The organism is Nocardia amikacinitolerans NBRC 108937 (genome assembly GCF_001612615.1).
In the GTDB taxonomy this organism is placed as follows: domain Bacteria; phylum Actinomycetota; class Actinomycetes; order Mycobacteriales; family Mycobacteriaceae; genus Nocardia; species Nocardia amikacinitolerans.
Map to the genome: position 1 here is coordinate 239,144 of NZ_BDAU01000004.1, position 24,701 is coordinate 263,844.

The 24,701-nt window shown below is 68.7% G+C and carries 24 protein-coding genes; 15 read left to right on the top strand and 9 right to left on the bottom strand.

What is annotated here, in order from left to right:
• Positions 1–36 precede the first annotated feature (36 nt).
• The 5 genes from NAM01S_RS05110 (at position 37) to NAM01S_RS05130 (ending at position 5,042) form a co-directional block, all read left to right on the top strand.
• The gene (locus tag NAM01S_RS05110; RefSeq protein WP_067779958.1) at positions 37–345 is read left to right on the top strand and encodes a transposase; all 309 of its coding nucleotides are present in this window, start codon (positions 37–39) and stop codon (positions 343–345) included.
• Between the two features lie 61 nt (positions 346–406).
• Positions 407–2,071, top strand: a complete 1,665-nt coding sequence (locus NAM01S_RS05115; RefSeq protein WP_067780164.1) for a peptidoglycan DD-metalloendopeptidase family protein — start codon at positions 407–409, stop codon at positions 2,069–2,071.
• A 101-nt stretch (positions 2,072–2,172) separates the two neighbouring features.
• On the top strand, positions 2,173–2,700 hold the full coding sequence (locus tag NAM01S_RS05120) for a hypothetical protein (RefSeq protein ID WP_169810807.1): 528 nt from the start codon (positions 2,173–2,175) through the stop codon (positions 2,698–2,700).
• A gap of 40 nt (positions 2,701–2,740) precedes the next feature.
• Positions 2,741–4,585 carry a type IV secretory system conjugative DNA transfer family protein gene (locus NAM01S_RS05125; RefSeq protein WP_067779961.1) on the top strand — a complete coding sequence of 615 codons (1,845 nt, stop codon included), beginning with the start codon at positions 2,741–2,743 and terminating at the stop codon, positions 4,583–4,585.
• 73 nt (positions 4,586–4,658) lie between these two features.
• Positions 4,659–5,042 (top strand): DUF4913 domain-containing protein, encoded by a 384-nt coding sequence (locus NAM01S_RS05130; RefSeq protein WP_245910580.1) that lies wholly within the window; start codon positions 4,659–4,661, stop codon positions 5,040–5,042.
• Between the two features lie 63 nt (positions 5,043–5,105).
• On the opposite strand, the gene NAM01S_RS05135 is transcribed toward NAM01S_RS05130, so the two are convergent.
• Together NAM01S_RS05135 and NAM01S_RS05140 are read right to left on the bottom strand one after the other, a co-directional pair.
• Entirely contained in the window at positions 5,106–5,660 is a 555-nt protein-coding gene (locus NAM01S_RS05135) for a hypothetical protein (protein WP_067779964.1), read from the bottom strand.
• Positions 5,661–6,072: 412 nt separating this feature from the next.
• Entirely contained in the window at positions 6,073–6,942 is an 870-nt protein-coding gene (locus tag NAM01S_RS05140; RefSeq protein ID WP_067779967.1) for a peptidylprolyl isomerase, read from the bottom strand.
• 139 nt (positions 6,943–7,081) lie between these two features.
• Here NAM01S_RS05140 and hisS point away from each other — a divergent pair, with 139 nt between their 5' ends.
• The 3 genes from hisS to NAM01S_RS05155 all read left to right on the top strand — a co-directional run bounded on the left by hisS (position 7,082) and on the right by NAM01S_RS05155 (position 10,445).
• Positions 7,082–8,362 (top strand): histidine--tRNA ligase, encoded by a 1,281-nt coding sequence (gene hisS, locus NAM01S_RS05145; protein ID WP_067779970.1) that lies wholly within the window; start codon positions 7,082–7,084, stop codon positions 8,360–8,362.
• Between the two features lie 189 nt (positions 8,363–8,551).
• Positions 8,552–9,133, top strand: coding sequence for a hypothetical protein (locus NAM01S_RS05150; protein ID WP_067779972.1), 582 nt, complete (start codon positions 8,552–8,554; stop codon positions 9,131–9,133).
• Positions 9,134–9,437: 304 nt separating this feature from the next.
• Complete coding sequence (locus tag NAM01S_RS05155; RefSeq protein WP_067779975.1) at positions 9,438–10,445, top strand: malate dehydrogenase; 1,008 nt, start codon at positions 9,438–9,440, stop codon at positions 10,443–10,445.
• 125 nt (positions 10,446–10,570) lie between these two features.
• Here the strand turns inward: NAM01S_RS05155 and NAM01S_RS05160 are convergent, their stop codons facing one another.
• The 5 genes from NAM01S_RS05160 to NAM01S_RS05180 all read right to left on the bottom strand — a co-directional run bounded on the left by NAM01S_RS05160 (position 10,571) and on the right by NAM01S_RS05180 (position 17,032).
• Entirely contained in the window at positions 10,571–11,722 is a 1,152-nt protein-coding gene (locus NAM01S_RS05160) for an FIST signal transduction protein (RefSeq protein WP_067779978.1), read from the bottom strand.
• Positions 11,723–11,807: 85 nt separating this feature from the next.
• A complete protein-coding gene (locus NAM01S_RS05165; RefSeq protein WP_067779981.1) occupies positions 11,808–12,887 on the bottom strand; it encodes a 2-oxoacid:ferredoxin oxidoreductase subunit beta in 1,080 nt (359 codons plus the stop codon).
• Positions 12,887–14,848 carry a 2-oxoacid:acceptor oxidoreductase subunit alpha gene (locus tag NAM01S_RS05170; RefSeq protein ID WP_067779984.1) on the bottom strand — a complete coding sequence of 654 codons (1,962 nt, stop codon included), beginning with the start codon at positions 14,846–14,848 and terminating at the stop codon, positions 12,887–12,889. The genes NAM01S_RS05165 and NAM01S_RS05170 overlap by 1 nt, the downstream gene beginning before the upstream one ends.
• A gap of 125 nt (positions 14,849–14,973) precedes the next feature.
• Positions 14,974–15,996 (bottom strand): Rv2578c family radical SAM protein, encoded by a 1,023-nt coding sequence (locus NAM01S_RS05175; RefSeq protein WP_067779987.1) that lies wholly within the window; start codon positions 15,994–15,996, stop codon positions 14,974–14,976.
• 31 nt (positions 15,997–16,027) lie between these two features.
• Complete coding sequence (locus NAM01S_RS05180) at positions 16,028–17,032, bottom strand: NAD-dependent epimerase/dehydratase family protein (protein ID WP_067779990.1); 1,005 nt, start codon at positions 17,030–17,032, stop codon at positions 16,028–16,030.
• A 39-nt stretch (positions 17,033–17,071) separates the two neighbouring features.
• Between NAM01S_RS05180 and NAM01S_RS36365 the strand changes: the two genes are divergently transcribed.
• Entirely contained in the window at positions 17,072–17,602 is a 531-nt protein-coding gene (locus NAM01S_RS36365; protein ID WP_253798273.1) for an ESX-1 secretion-associated protein, read from the top strand.
• Positions 17,599–19,245 (top strand): hypothetical protein, encoded by a 1,647-nt coding sequence (locus tag NAM01S_RS05190; protein WP_067779993.1) that lies wholly within the window; start codon positions 17,599–17,601, stop codon positions 19,243–19,245. Before NAM01S_RS36365 ends, NAM01S_RS05190 begins: the two co-directional genes overlap by 4 nt.
• A 97-nt stretch (positions 19,246–19,342) precedes the next feature.
• On the opposite strand, the gene NAM01S_RS34745 is transcribed toward NAM01S_RS05190, so the two are convergent.
• Both NAM01S_RS34745 and NAM01S_RS34750 read right to left on the bottom strand, forming a co-directional pair.
• Positions 19,343–19,789 (bottom strand): DUF4254 domain-containing protein, encoded by a 447-nt coding sequence (locus tag NAM01S_RS34745; RefSeq protein ID WP_253798271.1) that lies wholly within the window; start codon positions 19,787–19,789, stop codon positions 19,343–19,345.
• Positions 19,759–20,235 carry a DNA-directed RNA polymerase subunit beta gene (locus NAM01S_RS34750; protein ID WP_067779996.1) on the bottom strand — a complete coding sequence of 159 codons (477 nt, stop codon included), beginning with the start codon at positions 20,233–20,235 and terminating at the stop codon, positions 19,759–19,761. The genes NAM01S_RS34745 and NAM01S_RS34750 overlap by 31 nt, the downstream gene beginning before the upstream one ends.
• A gap of 246 nt (positions 20,236–20,481) precedes the next feature.
• On the opposite strand from NAM01S_RS34750, the gene NAM01S_RS05205 reads away from it, so the two are divergent.
• From NAM01S_RS05205 to NAM01S_RS05225, 5 genes are all read left to right on the top strand, one after another.
• Positions 20,482–21,357 carry a helix-turn-helix domain-containing protein gene (locus NAM01S_RS05205; RefSeq protein ID WP_067779998.1) on the top strand — a complete coding sequence of 292 codons (876 nt, stop codon included), beginning with the start codon at positions 20,482–20,484 and terminating at the stop codon, positions 21,355–21,357.
• A 175-nt stretch (positions 21,358–21,532) separates the two neighbouring features.
• Positions 21,533–22,123, top strand: a complete 591-nt coding sequence (locus tag NAM01S_RS05210; RefSeq protein WP_253798268.1) for a DUF3558 domain-containing protein — start codon at positions 21,533–21,535, stop codon at positions 22,121–22,123.
• 43 nt (positions 22,124–22,166) lie between these two features.
• Positions 22,167–22,640, top strand: a complete 474-nt coding sequence (locus NAM01S_RS05215) for a hypothetical protein (RefSeq protein WP_253798266.1) — start codon at positions 22,167–22,169, stop codon at positions 22,638–22,640.
• On the top strand, positions 22,637–23,794 hold the full coding sequence (locus NAM01S_RS05220) for a hypothetical protein (RefSeq protein WP_067780004.1): 1,158 nt from the start codon (positions 22,637–22,639) through the stop codon (positions 23,792–23,794). Before NAM01S_RS05215 ends, NAM01S_RS05220 begins: the two co-directional genes overlap by 4 nt.
• Positions 23,795–23,932: 138 nt before the next feature.
• The gene (locus NAM01S_RS05225) at positions 23,933–24,700 is read left to right on the top strand and encodes an ESX secretion-associated protein EspG (protein ID WP_067780007.1); all 768 of its coding nucleotides are present in this window, start codon (positions 23,933–23,935) and stop codon (positions 24,698–24,700) included.
• Position 24,701 lies beyond the last annotated feature (1 nt).

Genomic DNA, 24,701 nt, shown 5'->3' on the forward strand with positions numbered 1-24,701 from the left:
TGGTTGGGCGGTGTTGTTCGGCGGAAGGAGTGCCGCATGATGCCGCATCGTTCGTATCGCAGAGTGTCGCCGGAAGTGCGTAAGGCCGCCGTCGAGCAGGTCATCGCGCTGACCGGCAAACTACGCAGTGAATCCGAGGCATGCCGGGTGGTCGCCGAGCAGATCGGCGTCCACACCAACTCGGTGCGCAATTGGGTGCGCGCCGCGGAAGGCCCCGGGCTGGAACGCATGGACGCGACCGCGCTGCGCCGGAAAGTGGCGCTGCTGCAACAACAATTGGCGGCCGCCGCCGAAATGAACCGCACCCTCGCCGACACCCTCAACGAAGCCCGACGCCACACGTGACCATTCCCCCCGAGTCGCATTCGAACTCCGGCGCCCCGCCGCGTCCCCGTGCGAGGGCGTGGTGACCGGCCGCGGCGTGTTGTGGACGGCCCTCGGCGCGGTGATCGGACTGATCGCCCTGGTACTGGTCGTGGTGCTGCCCGCCGTCGAGGACCCGTGCGAGGACGCGTCGGTGCTCGGCCCCTCGCAGACCGCGTTGCCTCCGCTGGGTGGTGACCCGCCGGGCGCCAGTCCCGCAGGTGCCGCCGAACCCAGTGCCTCCCAGGCGAATCCGACCGTCACCGGCACTCCCTCGCTGGCCGCGGGCATCGGCCCGATCCGGCGCACCCTGCCGATGGCCGCGGGCACGTTCACGATCTCGGACACCTTCGGCTCCCGCAACGGCGGCCACCGCGGCGTCGATATGGCGGCGAGCGACGGCACCCCGATCTTCTCGGTGGCCGACGGCCGGGTGGTCGCGGCCGGACCGGCCTCTGGCTTCGGCAACTGGATCGTCGTCGACTCGGTCGACACCAACGGCAGGTCGTATTCGGCTGTGTACGGGCACATGTGGGACCACGGCGTGCTGGTGCGGGTGGGGGAGAGCGTGCGGGCGGGTCAGCAGATCGGCATGGTCGGCTCGGCGGGCGAATCCAGTGGCCCGCACCTGCATTTCGAGATCGTCCCCGGCGGACGCTTCACCGGCGGCCGTCAGATCGACCCGCTGCCCTGGCTGGACGGCGCGCCCACCCCGGACCTCGGCGGCGCGCAGTGGTACTCCGCCGACCCGCGGTGCCAGCGCGGCTTCGGCAGCGCGGGCGGCGCGCTGGCCGCGGGCAAGGTGCCCCAGGAACTCGAGATCTGGTACCGCCGTGCGGGTTCGCTGTGCCCGCAGATCACGTCCTCGTTGCTGGCCGCCCAAGGCAGGCAGGAGTCGGGTTTCCGCAGGGGTCTCACCTCGCCGGCGGGCGCGCAGGGTCTTGCGCAGTTCCTGCCCGGCACCGCGGCCGCGATCAACCCCGACGACGGCAGGCCGTATGTCATCGATGCCGATGGCAACGGCGTGGCCAGCGTGTGGGACGACGGCGACGCGATCATCGGGCAGGGCCGTTATATGTGCGCCATCGCACGCAAGGTCGGCCAGTGGGTGTCCGAAGGGCGCGTCCAGGGGGATGTCACGGCGCTGACGCTGGCCGCCTACAACGCGGGCGAGGGCGCGGTGCTCGCGTCGGGCGGCATGCCGAATCAGTATGCGGCGCACTACTCCGAGACCCGGCCGTACGTGGCGAACATCCTCGCGATGGAACCGCAGTACCGCGCGCCGGGTTCGACGGGACGCTTCAGCCCGCAGGAAGGCAGCGGCGGCGAACAGATCCTGGAGGCCGCGCACGACTGGCTCGGCACACCGTACGTGTGGGGCGGCGGCGGGCCGCAGGGGCCAACCGGCGGCGGCATGGACGGCCCCGGTCTGACCGCGGCCGCGGTGTTCGCGGCCTCCTCGGGCGCGGTGACGTTGCCGCGCACCGCCGAACAGCAGTGGGAGGCAGGCGTCGAGGTGCCGATGAGCAAGGCGCGGCCCGGAGATCTGGTGTTCAGTTCCTTCGGGCCGCGCGGACCCGCGGAGGTCGGAATCTATGCCGGTGACGGACGCATGATCCAGTCCGTGCCCGGTTCGGACGCGCGGTCGGGCGGCGGCGTGATGGAGGTCGCAGTGCCCGGCGACGCACGGCTGCGGAGGGTACTGTGAGCGAACACGCCGAGGCGCGAGTGCTGATCGGACCGCCACCGTGTCGGTCCGGGCGGTTAGCCTTGAAAGACAGAGCAACTGCACGCGCGAAACTGGTGGTGATGCTGGTGGTGAGCGTGGCGATGACCGTCGCGGCCTGCGGGCGCGACCAGACCGGCGAATCGGGTTCCGGTGCGCCGCAACCCGCCACGTCCACGACCAGGCTGCTCGAGAACGTGCCCGCGCCGGACCCGGTGACGCCGGACGGTGTCGCGGTGGCGGCGCTGCGCGAGATCTACACTTGGCGGCCCGCCACCGAGGCGCCGGGCGATTCGCTGGCCAGGGCGCGGAAATGGCTGGGGCCCAGCATGATACGGATGTTGGACGGCGATCCGTCGGTCACCGAGACGCCCAAGCCCTCGCTGCAGTGGGCGGACTGGGCCAAGGCGAAGGCCACCGTCGAGGCGTTCACCTTCGCCTCGGGGGACCGGCCGCCGCCGGGGCCCGATCCGGACCTGGCGCAGTTCAAGATCGGCATCGAGCAGACCGTCGTCTACCCGAACGGGCGCAAGGAACCACTGGCGCCCGCGACGGTGATCGCCACCGTGGTGCGCACGCCCGACGGCTGGCGGCTCGACGCGTTCCGCTGACCACACGCTTTCCACCGCAAGGCGATTCGAGGAGACAGACATGGCGAAGAAGAAGAAGGTGACGGATCCGGCGATACCCGGACCCGATCTCGGTCTGTTATCGGTCTACGCCGGTGCCGTGGTGATCGGAACGCTCTTGGTGGCCCTGCATCTCGGCAACCAGATGGCGGCCGAGCCGCAGGACCTGCCGATCAATCCGATCGAGATCGTCGCCGGGATCGCACGCGGTAAGTACACCTGGCCGACCGGCGCGACGGTGATCCTGCTGCTCGTGATCTCGTGCGCCGTCGCCGTCCTGGTGGTGCGCAGGCAGATGAACAAGCGCAAGTCCAAAGGCGCACTGCCGATCGACGAGAAGGCCCAGTACATGGGAACGGGCGGCGCGATCCGCGCGCTCACCGAGGCCGGTGTGCGGGAGAAGGCCGAACAACTCGGAATGAACCTCGGTTACGACGATGCGCCCGGCGTGCCGATCGGCGTGAGCGTCGCCGACGGTGTCATGCTCTACGGCTCCTACGAGGACCTGCACCTGGACATCTGGGGTCCGCGCCAAGGCAAGTCGACGTCCCGTGTCATCCCGGCGATCCTGTCCGCCATCGGCCCGGTGCTGTCCACCTCGAACAAGCGCGACGTCGTCGACGCGACCCGCGACGTACGAGAGTCCAAGGGCAGCCCCACCTTCGTGTTCGACCCGCAGGGCGTCGCCGACGAGAGTCCGAGCTGGTACTGGAACCCGCTGGACTGGGTCGACGCCAGGCACGAGGGCTGCGAGATGCGCGCCCAGCGGCTGGCCGGGCACTTCGCCGACGCCGACAACGGCGCCGAATCCAAGTCCGACGAGTTCTTCGATCCCGAGGCCGAGGATCTGCTCGCCGCGCTGTTCCTCGCCGCCGCGGTCGGCCAGCGGCCGATCGTGCAGGTGTGGGACTGGGTCACCAACCCGGTCGACACCGAACCCATCGAGCTGCTGCGCAACGCCCGCCACCACTACATGGCCTCCGGCCTTGCGATGCAGTACAACGCCGATCCCCGTACCCGCAGCGGCATTTTCGGCACCGCCAAGAAGATGGTGCGCTGTCTGCAGCTGTCCAACGTGCACGACTGGATCCTGCCCGGCACCGACCCGCGGACCGGCCAGACCCGCAGGCAGTTCGACGAGCTCGAGTTCATCGAGCGCAACGGCACGCTGTACTGCCTCTCGCTGGAAGGGCGCGGTTCGGCGGCGCCGCTGGTGAGCGCGCTGACCGAGGCCGTCATCGACGTGGCCATGCGCAAGGCGTCCCGCTCGCGCGGCGGTCGCCTGCCGATCCCGCTGCTCGCCGTGCTGGACGAGGCGGCGAACGTGGTGCGCTGGAAGGATCTGCCCAAGCAGTACAGCCACTTCGGTTCGCGCGGCATCGTGGTGATGACGGTGTTGCAGTCCTGGGCGCAGGGCGCACGCTGCTGGGGCGACGCGGGCATGCTCGCGCTGTGGTCGGCGGCCAACATCAAAGTGCTCGGCAGCGGCGTCGACGACATGAACTTCCTGCGCGACCGCTCCGAGGCGATCGGCGAATACGACTCCATCTCCGGTTCCGTCTCGGAATCCAAAGGCGGCAAGAGCTATTCGCGGTCGCTGGGCTCGTCGAAGACGTTCAGCGTCAACGCGCTCACCACGCTGCCGCGCGGCCGCGCGATCGTGTTCACCTCGGGTCAGCCCGCGGTGCTCATCCGAACGGTTCCGTGGTGGGAGGGCGAGTACGCTGCGGACGTGAAGAAGTCGATCGCGCAGCACGATCCGCAACGCAAGACCGAGATCACCGACCTGATCGGCTCGCCATCGCTGACCAAGGTCCCACCGCAACAACCCGATGCGGGCCAAGTCGAGGAGGTTCGGCCCCTGTGAGCGCGCGTAGCGAGCGAACCATGAACACAGCACGAGCTGTCGCGACGGAGCCGAGCGTCAGCGAGGCGGAGTCGTGACCGAACAGCAGCAGCACATGATTTACACCAACGTCGTCGAATTCGTCGAGAACTACCTGAGCCTGGTCTACCGGCGGCAGGTGACCGACATCAGCGAAACCGTATGGTGCCCCGAGTGGTGGAAGCACGCAGAGGCGGTGGCGCGGCTGGACGCACTGTGGCGCGCCTGGGAGCACTACCGCATGGAACCCAGCACCGGGCTGAGTGTCTGGTTCCTCGATCACGCCGACCCGCACATGACCAAGCTGTTCGACCCGCGCGGGCCGTTCAAGTACTGCAGTGTGCGCAACGGGCACAAGGACATGCTGAGCCCGCTGCCGCTGAAGTCGCCGGCGCAAGGCATGTTCGGCGATCCGACGGTCGGCGACTTCCGGGTCTAGCAGACACCAAGACGCCCGCTGAATTCAGCGGGCGTTCTCGGGGATTCGGTTCTTTCGCGCGGATTACTGCCTGGTGCGTTCGAGACCGCGGGCGTCCGGCTCGCGACCACGCGCCGCGACGGAGCGGTTCTCCTCGGTGCGGGCTCGGACCGCCTCCTCCGGCGGTTGTCCCTGCCCTACCTCGATGAGCATGCGGACGGCCGCCAATTCCGGTGCGACGCCTATGCGCGAGAGATGCGCCGCGATCGCCATGCGCCGCTCGGCCGAATCGTACCGAACGACCGGTTGTTTCGCGGCGGACGCGGTGGCCGCCATGCGCGTGGCTTCGGCCTGCGCGGAGAAACGATCCTTCTCCAGTGAAATGCCTTTGGCCGGCGCCGCTTTCTCCACCATGCGCGCGAGCTCGAGGTTGCGCGGGTCCTTGGCCTTGGAGTCGCGAGCCTCCCGAATCTGGAGTTCGCGAGCCTCTTTCATGCGGGCCTCGGTGATCTTCGCGCGCGCCTCGGCTTCCTTCTGACCACGCTCACGGGTGCGCAGTGCGACCAGGGTCGCCAGCTGCAACATACTCTTCATCATGGCCGCGGTTTCCCGGCCGATGTCGTCCAGTTCCTCGGACATGGCTGCTCCCCGATGCTGCAGTGATCACTATGGATGATTGTGGTGCTTCGTCACGGACACCGCCACGCGAACTGTAGCCCGTCGGCGGATGCCCCGCCTGCAAACGTGGACACCAGGAGAACTCGTGTCGTCGGCATCCCTTGTGGCTGGGGATCGCCCATTAGGGATGGCTACGCTACGCGAACTCCTTGTTTCGAGATTACCCGAGAAACGCGTGGCACAACCGTACGGACGTGCCACGTAACAGCATATATCGCACAATTCCGACACGCGCAGCGAAGCGCCGGAGTAGTTCCGGCACAAGTCCTGTGCCGCCGGATAATTAGGCTCGCCTACCCTGAGTTGCCGTAGCACATAAGGTTCGGGCCCGGTCGCCGATCACGGCGCCGGGCCCGACGATGTTGCCGGGGATTCAGTCCAGCTGAACCGACTGGATGGTCACCGGCGCGTTGGGCTTGCCGTCGCCGGGACCGTTGGAGTTGTCCTGGCCGATCTGCGCGATCTTGTCCAGGGTCGCCATGCTGTTCTCGTCCACGGTGCCGAAGATGGTGTACTGCGGCGGCAGTTGCGAGTCGCCGTAGACGATGAAGAACTGGCTGCCGTTGGTGCCGGGGCCAGCGTTGGCCATGGCCAGCGTGCCGCGCTTGTAGTCGATCGGCACCTGGCTGCTCGGGTCGCCTTCGGCGTACTGATCGGTCGGGTACTCGTTGTCGAATTCGTAACCGGGACCGCCCATTCCGGTGCCGGTCGGGTCGCCGCACTGGAGCACCTTCAGCGTCTCGTCCGCGGTCATCCGGTGGCAGTCGGTGCCGTCGAAGTAGTTCTGGCTGGCCAGGCTGACGAAGCTGTTGACGGTGCAGGGGGATTCGGCGTTGTTCAGGGTCAGGCCGATCGGACCCTGATTGGTGTCCATGCTCACGCTGACCTTGGCGTCGCCGCCGGTGGTCGGGATGCCCTGCGCCTTGGACGGCTTCTGCACCGGCTTGTCGGCGGGCTTGGCGCCGTCGCGGTAGGTGCAGTCGACCAGCTCGGGCTTGGCCTTGGCGTTCGGCGGTGCCGCGGCGGACAGCGACGCGTCCTTGGTCTCGGAAGCGGAGTTCTGGTTGTCCTCGCCCTTGGTGAGGAAGTAGACGCCGGTGACGGCGGCGACGGCGACGACCACACCGAGCACGGATCCGGCGATGGTCAGTTGCTTGCGCCTGCGCGCGCGTTCTGCCCGGTTGGCCAGTTGGCGCTCGAGCTTGCGTTTGGCCGCTGCTCGTCGCTGTTCGTTGCTCGGCACTACCACGTTCCTCCCGTGTCGGCTTGCTTCCGAGGTAAGAGTGTGCCATCTCTTCCTGAGACCGCTCGGAAGTTCCTCGGACGGGTCGGGAGCAAACCGGTTGGACTCGAGGGGCGGTGGTGGTGGAAACTGGACCATCGTGACCAAGACCAGCAGCTTCTCCGCCCCGCGGGGGGTACCGGACTACGTGCCTCCCGGCTCCGCCGAGTTCGTCGCCGTGCGCGACGGCCTCGTGCATGCGGCCCGACTGGCCGGGTACGGGCACATCGAGCTGCCGGTGTTCGAGCAGACCGCGTTGTTCGCGCGCGGCGTCGGCGAGTCCACCGACGTGGTCAGCAAGGAGATGTGGACCTTCGCCGACCGCAAGGGTGAGAGCTTCACCCTGCGCCCCGAGGGCACCGCGGGCGTGATGCGCGCCGTGATCGAGCACGGCCTTGACAAGAGCGGTCAGCTGCCGCTCAAGCTGTGCTACGCGGGTCCGTTCTTCCGCTACGAACGCCCGCAGGCCGGCCGATACCGGCAGTTGCAGCAGGTCGGCGTCGAGGCGATCGGCGTGGACGACCCGGCGCTGGACGCCGAGGTCATCGCGATCGCCGATGCCGGCTACCGCAGCCTCGGTCTGGACGGGTTCCGGCTGGAGATCACCTCGCTGGGCGACGAGACCTGCCGTCCGCAGTACCGCGAGCTGTTGCAGGACTTCCTGTTCGGCCTGCCGCTGGACGAGGAGACCAAGCGCAGGGCGCAGATCAACCCGCTGCGCGTGCTCGACGACAAGCGTCCCGAGGTTCGCGAGCTCACCGCGGACGCCCCGCTGATGATCGATCACCTCTCCGAGAGTGCCAAGACGCACTTCGAGCAGGTGCTCGGCCACCTCGACGCGCTCGGCGTGCCGTATGTGCTGAACCCGCGGATGGTGCGCGGCCTGGACTACTACACCAAGACCACCTTCGAGTTCGTGCACGACCAGCTCGGCGCGCAGTCCGGTATCGGCGGCGGCGGCCGCTACGACGGGCTGATGGCCGAGCTCGGCGGTCAGGCGCTGTCGGGCATCGGCTTCGGTCTCGGCGTCGACCGGACGGTGCTCGCGTTGCAAGCCGAGGGCAAGTCTGCGGGCGTTCCGTCGCGCTGCGAGGTGTTCGGCGTGCCGCTGGGCGATGCGGCCAAGCAGCGCCTCGTCGTGCTCGCCGCGCAGCTGCGCGGTGCGGGCATTCGCGTCGACCTCGCCTACGGCGGGCGCGGCGTGAAAGGCGCGATGAAGGCTGCCGACCGTTCCGGCGCGCGGTTCACCGTGGTGCTCGGCGACCGCGACCTGGCCGAGAACAGCATCGCCGTGAAGGACATGGCGACCGGCGATCAGCGGCACGTGCCGCTCAGCGAGGTCGTCGGCGTCCTGCGCGAGGCGTTGATCGCGGGGCACTGACCCGGCTCGGCGGGCGGGGCCCGGGGACGAAAGTCCCGTGCCCCGCCCAACGGCGCACCCCTGAGATTCGCGCGCGGTACCGTGTCTGCGCACCGCCCGTGCGGTGATCTTGCGGAGAGGTGGAGAGTGGACGCGAATCCTGGTCAGCCGGAATCGGTTCCAGTCGGACTCGATCTCGTCGCCCCCGAGATGTACGAGCCGATGCTGCGCAGGCTCGCGCTGGCGGCGGCCGGTGTCGGGATCGGCGCGGCGCTGCTCGCGGCGACCGTCGTCGAGTGGCCGATCGCGGTGGCCATCGGTCTGGTCGTCGGCCTGCCCACCGTGGGCTACGCCCTAGCGCTGCGGCGCCGCCGGATGTGGGTGACGGGTACCACCATCCACGCCCGCCGGGTGTTCGGCGAACGGCGGGTCGAGGTCGCGTCGGCCACCGGCGTCGAACTCCTGGTCTTTCCCGCGCGGCTGAGCCGCATCGTGCTGCGCGTCACCGCGGGCCCGGACGTTCAGCTGATCCCGCTCGCCATGTACACCGACGCGGGCAGCGGACGGGAGCTGCACCTGCTCGGTCTGCGCAAACTCGCCGACGCCCTCGCGGCCAGCCACCTGGCCGCCGCGGTCGCGGTCTCGGCGCTGCTCGTGCACCAGTTGCGCGCCGAAGCGCGGGACGCCCGCCTGGAGGAACGCCCCCTCTACCGCGCCGTGCAACTGGCGCGCGCCAAGGACTACGTGTCACCCGTCGTGCTCACCGACCGGGAGGTCGCGGACCTCGGCTGAGCCGTCGGTCTTGGACCCGGCACGAGCTCCGTGGCACTCACGCATGGGCATGCCCGGCACAGCTCCGAGACACTGACGCTGGGGCATGAGCCGTCGCATCCGTTGTGCGCACAGGGCAGGAAGCGGCCGACCTCGGATTGAGCCGTCTGGTCCCACAGACTCCGTGTACGCCCCACACAGGCGGTGCCTATGTGGGGCGTACACGGGGTGTGTGGGACGTGAGGCGTTGCTCACGGGTGCGATTCGAGCACCGTGAGGCTGAGTAGGGTTGGGCCTGAGTAACCGTCCAACGCAAGGAGTTCGCGTGAGCACCGCCGCTCGGAACACGCCCGTGACCGTTGCCGTGACCGGTGGAGCCGGGCAGATCGCCTACGGCCTGCTGTTCCGTATCGCCTCCGGCGTGATGCTCGGACCGGACACTCCGGTGCGACTGCGGCTACTCGAGATTCCCGCCGCCGTCGCCTCCCTGGAGGGCGTGGCGATGGAGCTCGAGGACGGCGCGTTTCCGTTGCTGGACTCCATCGACATCAGCGACGACCCGTGGGTCGGCTTCGCGGGCGCGAATGTCGCGCTGCTGGTCGGCGCCCGCCCGCGGACGGCGGGCATGGAGCGCTCCGATCTGCTCGCCGCCAACGGCCCCATCTTCACCGAGCAGGGCCAGGCCATCAACGCCAGCGCCGCCGACGACGTGAAGGTGCTCGTGGTCGGCAACCCGGCCAACACGAACGCGTTCATCGCCATGAGCAACGCGCCCGACGTGCCCGCCGAGCGCTTCACCGCGATGACCCGCCTCGACCACAACCGCGCCATCGCCCAGCTGGCCAAGAAGACCGGCACGCCCGCCGCCGATATCGCTCGCGTGACGATCTGGGGCAACCACTCCGCCACCCAGTACCCCGACATCACCCACGCCACCATCGCGGGCCGCCCCGCCCCGGACCTGGTCGACGCCGCCTGTCTGCGTGACGACTTCATCCCCACCGTGCAGCAGCGCGGCACCGCCATCATCCAGGCCCGTGGCGCGTCGTCTGCCGCCAGTGCGGCAAGCGCCGCCATCGACCACATCCACGACTGGGTCCTCGGCACCCCCGCGGGCGACTGGACTTCCATGGCCGTCCCGTCCGACGGCTCCTACGGCGTCCCCGAGGGCCTCATCAGCTCGTTCCCGGTCACCTGCGCCGACGGCGGCTACACCATCGTCCCCGATCTCGAGCTCGACGACTTCTCCCGCGCCCGTCTCACCGCCACGGTCTCCGAACTCGAACAGGAACGCGACGCGGTTGTCGACCTCGGCTTCGCCAAGCGCGGCTGAGCCGCAGGCGGGGCGATTACCTCGCAGACACCTGCAGACGACCTGACGTCCGCGAGGTATGTGGTCTGCGAGGAGTCGACGCTACGGGGTTCCGTTGCCGGTGCGTAGCCTCAGGCGGTCGCGGGTCATTCGCTGAACAGCGCCATGGATGCGGTGAAGCCGTGCAGTGCGTTGCGGCCAGCGACCGGGCCGATCTCGCCCGCGGCGAAGAAGCCCGCGAGCGGAATGTCCCCGAGAACGTCTTCGATGGCGGTGGCATCGTGATCGGCGACTCCGAACATTCGCCTGCCGCGGCCGTTGCAGGTGAACAGCAGGGCGCCCGCGGGGCGGCCGGGGAGCGCCGAGCGGGCCTGGGCGAGTGCGGCGCGCAGATCTCGGTCGGCCACGACCGCATCGCGAACCTGGAACTGCACCGTCGTGCCGACCTCGACCTCCTCGCCGATTTCGATCGCGCCGCTCGCCGGGTCGGCGCCGAGCAGCCCGCGGATGAGGAAATCACCCTGCCCTGGGGTGGCAAGGTGCTCGTCGACCACGATGCCGATCTGCACGCCGCGCGCCACAAGCTCCCGCTGATCGGGCGGCAGCGCGTCGACGATCTCGCGTAACCGCCAGATCGGCGACCGGCCGCCGAGTTCGGTGATCACCGCGCCACTCGCCTCGGTGACGATGTACGGCTGCCCGATCGGCCGGCAGCCCTGCGACACGACCGGCACACCGTGCAGTCCGGGAAGCCGCACGCCGACCGCGCCGGAGGCGACTACCTCGTGGTCGCGGAACAGCCTGTTCCCGCCGGGCCGCGGGCCGCCGCTGACCAGCCCGCCCATCAGGATGGTGCCGGGCAGGTCGTGGTTCAGGTGCTCGAGCAGCGCTTCGGCCGGGAAGGTGAACGGGTCGGGCAGCAACAGGTGGAAGTCTTGCGCGGCGCGGTCGAAGCGATACCCGGCCAGCAGCCCGCCCGAGGCCGTGGGTACGAAGTCCAGTTCGAACGTCTCGGCGGCCGCGCCGGCCGCCAGCCACACCGCCACCGCGGGTTCGTCCTCGAATTCGCGACGCCCGGCCACGACCGCGTGTGCCACGCATCCGACGAGCGCGGGCACCCGGACCGACTGATGGACGCCGTCGAGCACGGCCTGCGCCACATCCGCGTGCGCTCGCGACGCGAGGAGCACCGCGAGCGAGGGCGAGGTGTCCGCGAGCCGCTCGCGCGCACGCAGCGCCGCCTCCGCGCCGGCGTCCTTGGCGTCGGGCGCGGTGGAGAGTCCTACCGCGATCCGCACAAATCCATCGTAGGGCGCGATGATCGCGTCGACACCTCACCGCGGTTATTGCCGGGGTCGCAGCCGCCGCGAGGCGTGCGGAGGCTCAGGCGACGGTCCAGGTTTCGGGGCCGGTGAGCAGGGTTTGCAGGGAGTCGGGGGTGCGGGGGTTGCGGTCGGCGGCGGTGCTGTTCTGGGCGCGCACGGCGTCGTCGTAGGTGGGGCGGGTGACGCTGCGGAAGATGCCGGTGACCACGTGGCCCAGGTCCTGGTCGGAAAGGCGGGAGAGGGCGTAGGCGTATTCCGGGTCGTCGGTGTAGGCGTCGTGCACGACGATGTCGGCCTCGTCGACATCCGCCGTTCGGGCCACGCGCAAGCCGAAACCGTTTCGCACGACGGCGAATTCGCCTTCGGCGCCGAAGCGCAGCGGTTGTCCGTCGTGCAGCGGGATCAGTCGCGATTCGGCGTCGCCGCGGCGCAGGACGTCGAAGGAGCCGTCGTTGAAGATCGGGCAGTCCTGCAGGATCTCCACGAAGGACGTGCCGCGGTGTTCGGCGGCGGCGCGCAGCACCTCGGTGAGTCCGGCGCGGTCGGAGTCGATGGCGCGGGCGGCGAAGGTGGCCTCGGCTCCCAGCGCGAGCGAGAGGGTGTTGAAGGGGTGGTCGACCGAGCCCATGGGCGTGGACTTGGTGATCTTGCCCTGCTCCGAGGTCGGCGAGTACTGACCCTTGGTCAGGCCGTAGATGCGGTTGTTGAACAGCAGGATCGTCATGTTCACGTTGCGGCGCAACGCGTGGATCAGGTGGTTGCCGCCGATGGACAGCGCGTCACCGTCGCCGGTGACCACCCACACGGAGAGGTCGGGGCGCGTCACGGCCAGGCCGGTGGCGATGGCGGGCGCGCGGCCGTGGATGGAGTGGATGCCGTAGGCCTCCAGGTAGTACGGGAAACGGCTGGAGCAGCCGATCCCCGACACGAACATCAGGTTCTCCCTGCGCAATCCGAGCTCGGCGAGGAACCCGCGCACGGTCGCCAGGATGACGTAGTCGCCGCACCCGGGGCACCAGCGCACCTCCTGATCGGAGGTGAAGTCCTTGACCTTCTGCGGTCCGTCCGCGCCGGGTACTCCGGACACGCCGGAGAGGCCGAGATCCGTTCCGACGAGCGAGGTTTCGACGATGGTCATCAGTTGCCCCCGATCCGCTCGGCGGTGGCCGCGCGCCGTGCGTCCTGTGTCCGATAGGTGGCCCGCGCGCGGGCGGTGAACGCCTTGTCCTGTTCCATGTCCGCGATGGAGCCGTCGAGCGCGGCGTCGATGACGCCGACGAGTTCCTGCGCCGAGAAGGCGGTGCCCGCGATCTTCGTCCACGGCTGCACGTCCACCAGGTACTTGGCGCGCAGCAGCATGGCCAGCTGGCCGCCGTTCATCTCCGGCGCGACCACCGTCCGATAGCGGCGCAGCACCGCACCGAGGTTGGGCGGCAAGGGATTCAGATGCCGCAGGTGCGCCTGGGCGACCGGGACGCCGCGGCGGCGGGCGCGGCGGCAGGCCTCGCCGATCGGACCGTAGGAACTGCCCCACCCGATCAGCAGCAGTTCGGCGCGCCCGTCGGGGTCGTCGACCTCGAGCCGGGGGACGGCGATGCCGTCGATCTTGGCCTGCCGCAGCCGGACCATCAGCTCGTGATTGGCGGGATCGTAGGAGATGTTGCCGCTGCCGTCGGCCTTCTCCAGTCCGCCGATGCGGTGCGCGCGGCCCTTCGTGCCCGGCACCGCCAACGGGCGGGCCAGGGTTTCCGGATCGCGCGCGTAGGGCTGGAATCCGGTCTCGTCGTCGGCGTCCGGTTCGAAACCCGGATCGATGGGCGCCAGTTCCGCGACGTTCGGAATCGCCCACGGCTCCGAGCCATTGGCGATGGCGCCGTCCGAGAGCAGCAGCACGGGCGTGCGATAGGTGAGCGCGATCCTGGCCGCCTCCACGGCGGTGGCGAAGCAGTCGGCGGGGGAGCGCGGGGCCAGCACAGCCACCGGGGACTCGCCGTTGCGGCCGTGCAGCGCCTGCAACAGGTCCGCCTGCTCGGTCTTGGTGGGCAGGCCTGTGGAGGGTCCGCCGCGTTGCACGTCGACGACCACAAGCGGCAGTTCGGTCATCACCGCCAGACCGATCGTCTCGCTCTTCAGCGCCAGGCCGGGCCCGGAGGTGCTCGTGACGCCGAGTGCGCCGCCGAGCGCGGCCCCGAGCGCCGCGCCGATGCCCGCGATCTCGTCCTCGGCCTGGAAGGTGGTGACGCCGAAGTGCTTGTGCTTGCTCAGCTCGTGCAGGATGTCGGAGGCAGGCGTGATCGGATAAGTGCCGAGGAACACCGGCAGCCCGGCCAGCTGTCCTGCCGTGACCAGTCCGTAGGCCAGCGCGGTGTTGCCGGTGATTTGGCGATAGGTGCCTGGCGCCAGGGTGGCGGGCGCGATCTCGTAGGTGGTGGCGAAGGCCTCGGTGGTCTCGCCGTAGTTCCAGCCCGCGCGGAAGGCGAGCACATTGGCCTCGGCGATGTCCGGCTTGCCGGCGAACTTCTCGCGCAGGAAGCGTTCGGTGCCGCCGATCGGCCTGCCGTACATCCAGGAGAGCAGGCCGAGCGCGAACATGTTCTTCGCGCGCTGGCCGTCCTTCTTGCCGACCTCGGCGGGTTCGGTGGCGGCGAGCGTCAGCGAGGTCATCGGCACCTGGTGCACCACGAAGTCGGTGAGCGAGCCGTCCTCGAGCGGGTCGGTGGCGTAGCCGACCTTGGCCAGGGCGCGCTTGGTGAACTCGTCGGTGTTCACGATGACGGTGGCACCGCGCGGCAGGTCCTCGAGGTTCGCCTTGAGCGCCGCCGGGTTCATCGCCACCAGCACGTCGGGCTGATCGCCCGCGGTGAGGATGTCGTAGTCGGCGATCTGGATCTGGAAGGACGAGACGCCGGGTAGCGTGCCCTGCGGCGCGCGGATCTCGGCGGGAAAGTTCGGCTGGGTGGCCAGGTCGTTGCCGAACGCGGCCGCTTCGTGGGTGAAGCGGTCGCCGGTCAGCTGCATTCCGTCGCCGGAGTCCCCGGCGAACCGAATGACGACCTTTTCCAGTTTGGCTGTGCCGACATCACTTTGGTGCGAAACCATATGCCTGCTTCACTTCCTCGTCGAGTGAGAGGTGCCAGGGCCAACCTACTCCGCCGAAGGCGGGTATCGCCGCTGAAGCGCGCAGTCCGCCGCGATTGGTTTCCCGAGGTCGGGCGGGTCACCGGTCAGGCGAACAGCGCCAGCTGGGTGTCGGCGGCGCTCGGCGGCTCGGCGGCTCGCACCCGCGCGGCCATGGCGTCGTCGTCCCTGGTCAGACCGTGTCGCTCCAGCAGCGGCGTCACGCGCTCGCGGAGCCAGGCCGCGTACTCCGGCGTGACGTAGGCGCCGCGGCCGTACAGCTGACGGTATTTGCGCAGCAAGGCGGGGTGCGCCTCGCCGAGCCAGCCCAGGAACCAGCCGCGGGTGCTGCCGCGCAGATGCATCGGGAAGGCGACGGCCGAGGACGCGCCCGCCGCCGCGATCGCGCCGAACAGCTCGTCGAGATGCGCGCGACCGTCGGTGAGGTAGGGGATGACCGGTGCCACCATCACGTGCACCGCGAAGCCCGCGTCGGTCAGCGCGCGCACCATGTCGAGCCGGGCGCGCGGTGACGGCGTTCCGGATTCCAGGCCGCGGTGCAGTTCCTGGTCGAGGATGGCGATGGAGACGGCCAGGCTCACCGGCACCTCGCGGGCGGCGAGCGTCAGCAGCGGCAGGTCCCTGCGCAGCAAGGTGCCCTTGGTGAGGATGGAGAACGGGGTACCGGAATCGGTCAGCGCGCGAATGATGCCGGGCATCAACCGATATCGGCCTTCGGCGCGCTGGTACGGATCGGTGTTGGTGCCCAGCGCCACCGGATCCCGGTGCCAGGATTTGCGGCCGAGTTCCTTGCGCAGCACCGCGGCGATGTTGGTCTTCACCACGATCTGCGCGTCGAAGTCGCGGCCGGCGTCCAGGTCCAGATACTCGTGGGTGGGGCGGGCGAAGCAATAGCGGCACGCGTGCGAGCACCCGCGCATCGGGTTGATCGTCCACTGGAAGGGCAAGTTCGAAGTCTCGGGCATCTTGTTCAGCGCGCTCTTGCAGAGCACTTCGTGGAACGTGATGCCCTCGAACTCCGGTGTCTGTACGGTGCGAACGAACCCCGCCCGGCTCAGGCCGGGCAGTGCGCCGTCGTCGGCGTCCAGGGTCTGGTTCTGCCACCGCACACCCTCAGTCGAACATGTGTTCTAGGGTGTGTCAAGCGATGCGGCGGGTCTCGGTCGCGTCGAACGCGGTCGTGTCCGCGAAGAACGTGACCAGATCGCGGACGGTGTCGTCGATCGGGCGCGGCCGGTAGCCGAGTTCGCGTTCGGCCTTGCCGTGGTCCACCATCGGCGCCGAGACCAGCGCGCCGAGCGCGGCCCTGGAGAGGATGTCGGTGCCGAGCATCTTGCCGATCGGCTCGAGCACCGGGATCAGCCCGCCGACCAGCTTGGGCGGGATGGTGAACTTCGGTCCCTTCTTGCCGCCGTGCGCCGCGGCCATCCGGCACAGGTCGAGCATCGAGATCATCGAGCCGCCGAGCAGGTAGTTCTCGCCGGTCCTGCCCTTCTCGCCTGCCAGGATCAGGCCGTGCGCCACATCGCGCACGTCGACCAGGTCGAAGCCGCCGCCGATCATCGCGGGCACCCGGCCCTGGGCCGCGTCGCGCAGCGTGCGGTTGATCCGGGAGAGGGGAGTGCTGTGGTCGACGGGACCGAACACGCCCGTCGGGTTGCAGAGCACGGCGTCGAGGCCCTTGTCGACGACCTTGCGCAGCTCGACCTCGCCCGCCCACTTGGAGCGGTCGTAGACCGGGAGCGCCGGGTCGGTGGAGCGCACCGAACTCTCATCGATGCGGCCGCCGCAGCTGTACTGGTTGAAGGCGTGGATGGAGCTGGCGTGCACCATCCGGCGCGCGCCGACCTCGAGCGCGGCCTCGGCGACCACGCGCACGCCCTCGGTGTTGACCTTCCAGGCCAGATCGTTCTTCTCGGCCAGGGTGATCACGGCGACGAGGTGATACACCAGTTCCGCGCCCGCCAGCGCCTCCCGCATCGACGCGGGGTCGAGCACGTTTCCCGAGACCCAGGTGAGGTTCGGGTGCACCGTCTGCTCCGGGGCCACTCGGTCGATGGCGGTGACTTCGTGTCCCAGATCGACGAGCAGGCGGAGCAGATTCGTGCCAAGGTAGCCGGCGGCGCCGGTCACTGCGACCTTCATGGCCGTTAGAATATAGAACTTGTTCTAATTTGCAACACGTTGCAGTTCTATCCGGCTCGTTCCACTTCGCTCGCGACGGTCTCGAAAGATGCCGGTGGAGTCGGCTATATTGAGCCCAACCGCAGCGGCTTCGCCGTTCGGACGGCCCGAGCTGTCCGGGGGCACAGTCGTTTCGGGCAGGGAGACGTTCGACAACGCTATGTGCACGACACAGATGTTCACGACGAATTGGGGGGCAACTCGATGAGTGATCTCTCGGTGGAGACCGAAGCGGTCCGGGCATTCGCCACGGAGAACGCCGGGATCGCCGCACAGATTTCCTCGGCAAGTTTCGACGGCGCGGCTCAGTTGGCCGCACTCACGCCGGTCTTCGGGCTGATCGGCGCCGACTACCTGCTGAGCTTCGCGGCCGCGCAGGTGCTGCAAGCCAAAGACATCAACGACTTGTCGGCCAAGTACGCCGACCTGTCGTTCAAGGCGTTCAACGCCGCCTCGCTCTACGAGGGCACCGACACCACCAACGCCGGTGCGCTCAACGTGCAGACCGGCGAGATCGGGGGCGGAGCGTGAAGCCGCTGGATCCCTCGCCCACGGGGCTCATCGCCCCGTCCGAGCCCGCTCTCGACTCGCTCGACCACGCCGCGGCAGGCGCGAATCAGGCGGCCGCCGTGGAGATTCCCACCGATCAAGCCCTCATCGATCTGCCGCTGCCGCAGCTGCCCGAGGACATTCCGCCCATCGAGGCGCCGGAATTCGTGTTGTCGCAGAAGGTGAGCGAGGACGCGCCCGCGCACGGCGCCATGCCCGCCGGACTGCCCGGCCTCGGCGGGGCGCCCGCGCCGGAGGCCCAGGACATCCTCGGCGGCATGCCCACCGACGTGGAAAGCCTGCTCGCCGGTGCGAACACCGCCATCAGCCACGCCGCCACCCAGGTGCAGGACGCCGCGAACAACCTCGTCGGCCAGGCGGGCGGACTGCTCGGCGGCGGGCTGGGCGGTGACCCGTCCGGTGCGGCGACGCCCGCCGCGGCGGCGATCCCGCAGCTGCCCACGTTGCCGCAGCTGCCTGCCGACCCGATCGGCGCGCTGATGAACGGGCTGCAGATCCCGGCGCTGCCGGGCGTCGACCTGCTGTTCAAGCCGATTCTGGATCTGCTCGGCAGCTTCGGCACCGGCGTCTTCGGCGCGCTCGACCCGACCGCGATCCTCAGCCAGTCCTCGAAGATCATCGAGACGGCGATGCAGATCGGCAAGGGCAGCCTGGCGACCGTCGAGCAGGTCTGGGAGGGGCAGGCCTCGCGCCAGGCGCAGGTCGCCGGGCAGGAAGCCAACCAGCAGGGGCAGGAGACCAGTCAGCGCGGCTTCGACATCTCCGAACTCACCCAGCGCGCGGCGGCCGTCGTCCAGCAGGGCAATGCCCAATTGCTCGGCATCGCAGGCTCTTTCGCCACCCAGGCGACCGCGATGGCGCCGGTCATCCTCACCCCGCCCGGCCAGGCCGCGCTGATCGCCAGCGCGACAGAGCATCTCGGGCAGGCCGTCTCGGTGGTGAACATGACCCGCGGCGATCTTGCGGGCAAGACCGCCGAGCTGAACGGTGTCGTCTCGCAGCTGCTCGGGCAGAGCGGATTGCCCTCGGCGCAGGAGGTCGCGCAGGCGGCGGCCCAGAACATCGGCGAGCCGCTGCTGGCGCAGGCGCAGGAGACCGCTACCCAGGCGGCGAGCGCGAGCCCGAGCAGCGGTCTCAACACGTCGACCTCGACGATCCCGTCCTCGCTCAACACGACCGGGCCGGCGGGCACACCCGGCTCGCCGAGCGGTTTGCTCGGACCGCTTGGGCGTCCGGGCGGTCCCGGCCCCGGTCCCGGCGGTCCCGGGCCGGGCTACTCCGGACTGCCGAGCACACCGGGTCTGCCCGGTTCGGCGGTACCCGCCGTCCGCCCGATCGGCATGCCGGGCGCGGCGCTGCCGACCGGTCTCGGCGCGGCGACGACACCCGCGGGCACCGGCAGCTCGTTCATGGGCGGTGCGCCGGGCGCGGCAGGTGCGCGCCAGTCCGACGACGACGAGCACTCGCGCAATGTGCAGCCGTATCAGAGTCGCACCGGCAACGACGATCTCACCGGACCGCTCGGTGAGTCGACGCCGGATGTGATCGGTGCGACGCACACGGACGAACTGCTCAGCTCGGACTACGAGCAGGATCAGTTCTAGGGATTCGCAAGAGGTTTCGCGACGGCACCCTCCTCCGGGTTCGGGGGAGGGCGCTGTTGTTCGTGGTCGTCGGTTTCGCGCGCGGACGGACGTGTGGTCAAGGCGCGGCGGGAAGCCTGCGGCGGCCCGCGTGCAGTTCGTCGGCGAGGTCTTCGTAGGCGACGGCGAGTTCCGCCAAGCGCTCCCACGCGAACCACAGGTCCCAGTCGGAGTTCTTCGCGAGAGCGGTGTAGGCGTGGGCGGTGCGCTCGGCGAGCCGATCGATGACGGTGCCGAGTCCCTCGGTGTGCAGGTACGCGGCGCCGCGTGCGACGGGGAGATGTGCGCGCGCCCAGCGGTCGACGGCGCGCACCAGTTCGGCGCGGCGTTCATCCATGGCGTGGACCGCGTCGCCGTCGAGCCTGCGGTGGTGCAGCAGCGTGAGTTCGCGGGCGTGGGACGCGAGCGGGTGGACGACGGACGCGTCGCCCCGGCAGGCGCGCAGGAGTTGGCGCCTCGTCGGCAGCGGCGCGGTCAACGGGACGTCCGTCGTGGCGGGCGACACCGCGACACTCCTGCGCAGGCGAGGGCGAGCGCGACGATCCTCGCTCCGGAGGGCCGGAACGTATCGCGCGGCGGGTTCACCCAGCGGCGGAACCCGGTGTCGGTAGGCGAGGGAAGCACGATCTCGCCGCCGCGCGCGACGACCGAGACGTCCAGCCGCAGCAACCGCAGGCGCAGATCCGCGTCCTCCTCGACGTCCGGTCGGCACAGGAAAGTCCATCTGCGCGAACGAACATGGTCGACGACCGGACCGAGCGCGCCACCCTGGAACAGCATCTCGTCGCGAACCCGCCGCCCCAGCGTCGCGGGCATGGTGACGCCGCCGACGAAGCCCGCCGTGACCACGATGCGCCCGGCCTCCGGTTCGATGCCCGCCGGTAGGCCACAGGTGCGCCGATAGTAAGTGCATCTGGACACCGGGGTGTCCGCGAACGCCGTGTCGTTCATGGGAGCCTCGATTCGCCGGATTACTGACGTACGCGCACCGTCCTGGACCTGGAACCCTTGCGGTGGTTAGAGTTTCAGGACTTTCTGAGTCGGACCGGGGCGCGTTCAGTGAAGCACCGGGTATTGCGCGGCGGGAACGTTCGAGGTGGTGGAACCGGCGGAATTCGCCCAGGTTCCAAGGATTCCCGTCTTTAGGTTCCAGTTTGATACCTGGCCACTAGTGAGGCTTACGAAAGGGAATCTGTCGTGACCGGATCGACCTTGCCGCGGCGCGTGCTTGCCCGACATTTGCGCACGCTTCGCGAAACATCTGGCGTCAGCGCCGAGGCCGCCCGCTTGTCGATCGGCGTCGGCAAACAAACCCTCTGGCGTTTGGAGACCGGGCAGCCTGTCCGTCTGAATCCACTCTTCATCGAAAGGCTGTGTCAGGTGTACGGCGCGGGTGACGACGTCACCAGCATGCTGCTCGCGCTGACCGAGGAGGCGGGACGCGCGGGATGGTGGCATGCGTATCGGGATGCACTCCCCAAGCACAGGGATCTGTTCGTGGGTCTGGAAGCGGCTGCGAAGAGGATCGTTTCGTATCAGATCGCGTTGCTGCCCGGAATCTTCCAGACTGTGGACTATCGACGAGCGATCACCTGGATCGACTCGCCACAGATGCCCACGGCGGAGGTCGAGCGGCGGATGGGGGTGTTCGCTTGCCGGAAGATGCGGTTGACCGATACCGGCAATCCGATCGCTGTGGATGCGATTCTGGACGAAAGTCTGTTGCACCGGGCGATCGGCGGACCAGCTGTCATGGCCGACCAGCTCGAGCACCTCGCCACGCTGAGTGACTTGCCGAACGTGTCCTTGCGTGTCGTGCCGCGTTCCGCGCACGCATACATCGGATTGAGTGTCGGTCCATTCGTGATACTCGAATTCCTAAGGCATCCAACGATGCATCTCACCGAGCCTCCGGTGGTCTACCTGCAGGCGTATACCGGAGCGTTGTTCCTCGAGAAGCCCGAAGAGGTACGGCAGTACCGGCAGGTCCACGTCGATCTGCAGCGCTCCGCATTGGATGAGGCGGACAGCCGGTATCTCATCCGCGAGATCGCGAAGGAGTACGCGGTATGACGTTGGCATCTCGGTTGATGACTGGCCGCGGCACGTCAGAGCAGCGCTCCGAGGTCGCGTTCCTCGCAACCTGGGCTTCCGGATCTCGCGAGTGTTCGCTCGCCGGTGGTAGTCTCAGCCGCAGTTGGCTGGGGGCGGAGAAGCCGGTCCACCCCGTGACGCCGAGGGTCCGGCGGTGAAGGTGCCGATGACGAGCAAGTCGAATGCGTGGCGGGTGGGGGTTCTCGCGTTGGGGGCCGCGTTCGTGCTGGTGGGGTGTGGGTCGTCGGTGGGTGGGGATGCGAATCCGGCAGGGAGTCCTACCGCGACCAACGCTGGGACGGGACTCGCGGCGGACGTGCCGTCTGGCTACAACACGTGTACGGATATTCCCCAGAGCGTGCTGGACTCGGAGAAGTTGCTGGACAAGACTTCGAACGATTCGAACGTCTCAGGCGGTATCAAGTGGCGCGGATGCATCTGGGTCCAGAACGACGGCTACGGTGCGAGCATCCGAACCACGAACCTCACCGTGGAAATGGTTCGGGAGAAGAACTTTTCAGACTCCCGCGAGTTCACTATTGACGGACGAAGGGCGATCTCGACCCGTCAGAACGAGTCTCGTCCGGAAACAGCATGCAATCTGAACGTCGAGATGCAGGGCGGCAGTCTCGAGATCTATCTGACCAATCCGCCGTCGGCAAAGAAGACGGGCCATCTCGACACTTGCCAGCTGACTCGTTCGCTCGCAGAGAAGGTCGTGCCGACCATACCTGCGGGCGCATGAGGAGCGTCATGGGTATTCGAAACACGGGGGTGGAATTCGATTCATGAGCGACGATCAGAGGCCGCGGCCCATGGCGAACCTGCTCAGCGCGGCGCGCGAAGGGTATGCGTCAGTCGAGATGAAGCCGGAAGACTTCATCTATATCGATCGCGACTGCGACTATTTCAAACGCGTGATCCGGCGGATTCAGACCATCATGGAGGGCGTGTCGAACCAGGAACCTTGGGGCCTGGGCGAGGGCAACAATAGGATGGTGTCTGCGCAGACCGTCGTCAACCGCTTCAGGAAGAAGGCCAAAACGGCCGACGACGGCAACGCGGTTTGGGAAATCATGGAGCAGCACTACCGCATCGTGGAAGACATCCAGGAAGTGCACCGGATCGCCCGCGAGCGGATGATGCAGGCGGACAGCAACTTCGCCGCGGAGTTCAACCGATTGAACGAGACCTTGCCGGAGCGTCCTCCGGAAGGGCAAGTGCTGGGTCCGTTCATCCTGCCGGATGGGTCGACCAAATGACCGGCTACGAGAGCCCACGCATCCCCATCGGCGGTGAACATCCGTACGGCTGGAAGCATCCCGACATCAACGACGCCTTCAGCCCGCTTGACGTGACCAATGCGGTCAACCAAGCCCAGCAGTACTGGCAAGTGCGCAATCTGTGGGATCAGGGTCTGCGGACTTTCGAACGCTCGATTCGAACCTCGTTGGAGCAAGCTTGGTCTGGCCCGGCCGCCGATAAGGCGATGGAGCAGATCCAGGACTACACACGGAAAGCGGACGAACTCACTCCCATCCTCGCGGAGCTGTACACCCGCGTGCGCGACGCCGCCGACGCGATTGTCAACACCAAGAAGGCCCTGCCCGACCCGGTCGTTGTCACCTGGACATCTTGGCTGTGGCCACCGAACCGGTGGGAACTCCAGCGCGAACAGTCGAGCGAAGAACAGGCTGCGCAAGTGGCGATGGAGACGCACTACGTCAAGCCGTTCGCCGACATCGACGGCAAGATTCCCGTGCTGCCCACCCCCGTGAGTCCCACCTCCTCGCTGGATATTCCGCCCCCACCGCCCGGCGGATACAACGGCGGCCCCGGACCCGGACCGGGCGGCCCCGGCCCTGGACCGGGTTCCGGCGTACCGGGCGACACCGACGGCGACGGTGTTCCCGACACCCCCGTCGAGGAGCCGACGGACGAGGAAACTCCCGAGGACACGACCACCGACGACACCTCGACGAACCCGACCAGCACGACAACCACGCCCACCACCCAGACCCCGACATCGACCACCCCGGCCGGGCTCAACCCGACCGACCCGAACCGCACGGTACCGAGCGGCCTCCCCTCCGGCCCCGGTTCGCCCGGCGGTCCGGGCCCTGGCACCCCGGGCGTCCCCGGTGCACCCCCGGGCATGGGCCGCAGCATCCAGGGAGTGCCGACGACACCGGGCACCCAAGGCCCGGTGGGCGGCCTGGCCGCGGCCAGCAACGCCAATTCACGTGGCATGGCCGGTATGCCTGGCATGGGCGCGCCCGGCGCGCGCGGCGGCGGCAAGGACGACGAGGAGCACAAGCTGCCGGAATACCTTGTCACGCAGGAGAACACCGACGAATTGCTCGGCGAGATCCCGAAGACGATCCCCGGCGGCGTCATTGGTGGCGACCTCGACTGACGCCGGTGGGGGCGTCCGCGTGCTGAGCCCGAGTACTCGGCGCGGACCGTGTTCTACTTGCCGGGCTCACGAGCCGGCTTCGCAGGGCAGCAAGGCGTGCGGGTCGCCGCGGGCCGAAATGTGAGATGAGGGTTGTGAATGGCTGAATGGTCCTGGGAGACAGACGATTTCGCGGCACTATGGCTGGGTGACGCGCACGATCGGATCCCGAGCCCGCTGCGCCATCTCAGCCGCTTCGCCTACCGCGACGAGTTCGCCGCGCACTGTGACGCGGTCCGGCAGCGCTACTCCGCAGACGAACTCGACGAGATTCGCGCCGCCATGCACACCCTGGGCGCGTCCGAGTTGCGCATCGAAATCCTCGGCGGGAGTTGCAAACACCGCGCCAGCGCCGGTCGCGACGACCTGCGCGAGTACCGGATCATCGGCGCTCGCGCCGGGCATCGCGCCGTCACGTTGAGCCAGTACGGCACCGACAGCGAGCACGGCCCGATCCGCCTGCGCGCCTTCGACGCCGACCAGCTGCCCGCCCGCCTGACGCAATCGATCCCCGGCTGCGCGCCGGGAGCCGAGAAGCCCGCCACTTTCCACGCGGACGAACTGAGCCCCCGCCGCGACGGTTACCTCCAGGACAACGCCCGCAACACCCCGCGCGAGCGCTACCAACGCCTCCTCGGCCGCCCCTCCGACGGCGGCGGCTCGGCCGTCCTGCTGACCGGCCCCCTGCACACCCACACCAAACCCCGCAATGTCGTGCAGTGGTACGACATCTCCGGCGACGGCCGCTACACCGAACTCCGCGGCGCCCACATCACCGTCCGCCCCACCACCCCCGCCGACTTGACCACCCAGTTCGCCACCTGGATCACCCGCGCCCTCGACCACCTCCGCCCCGACGACCTCTGAC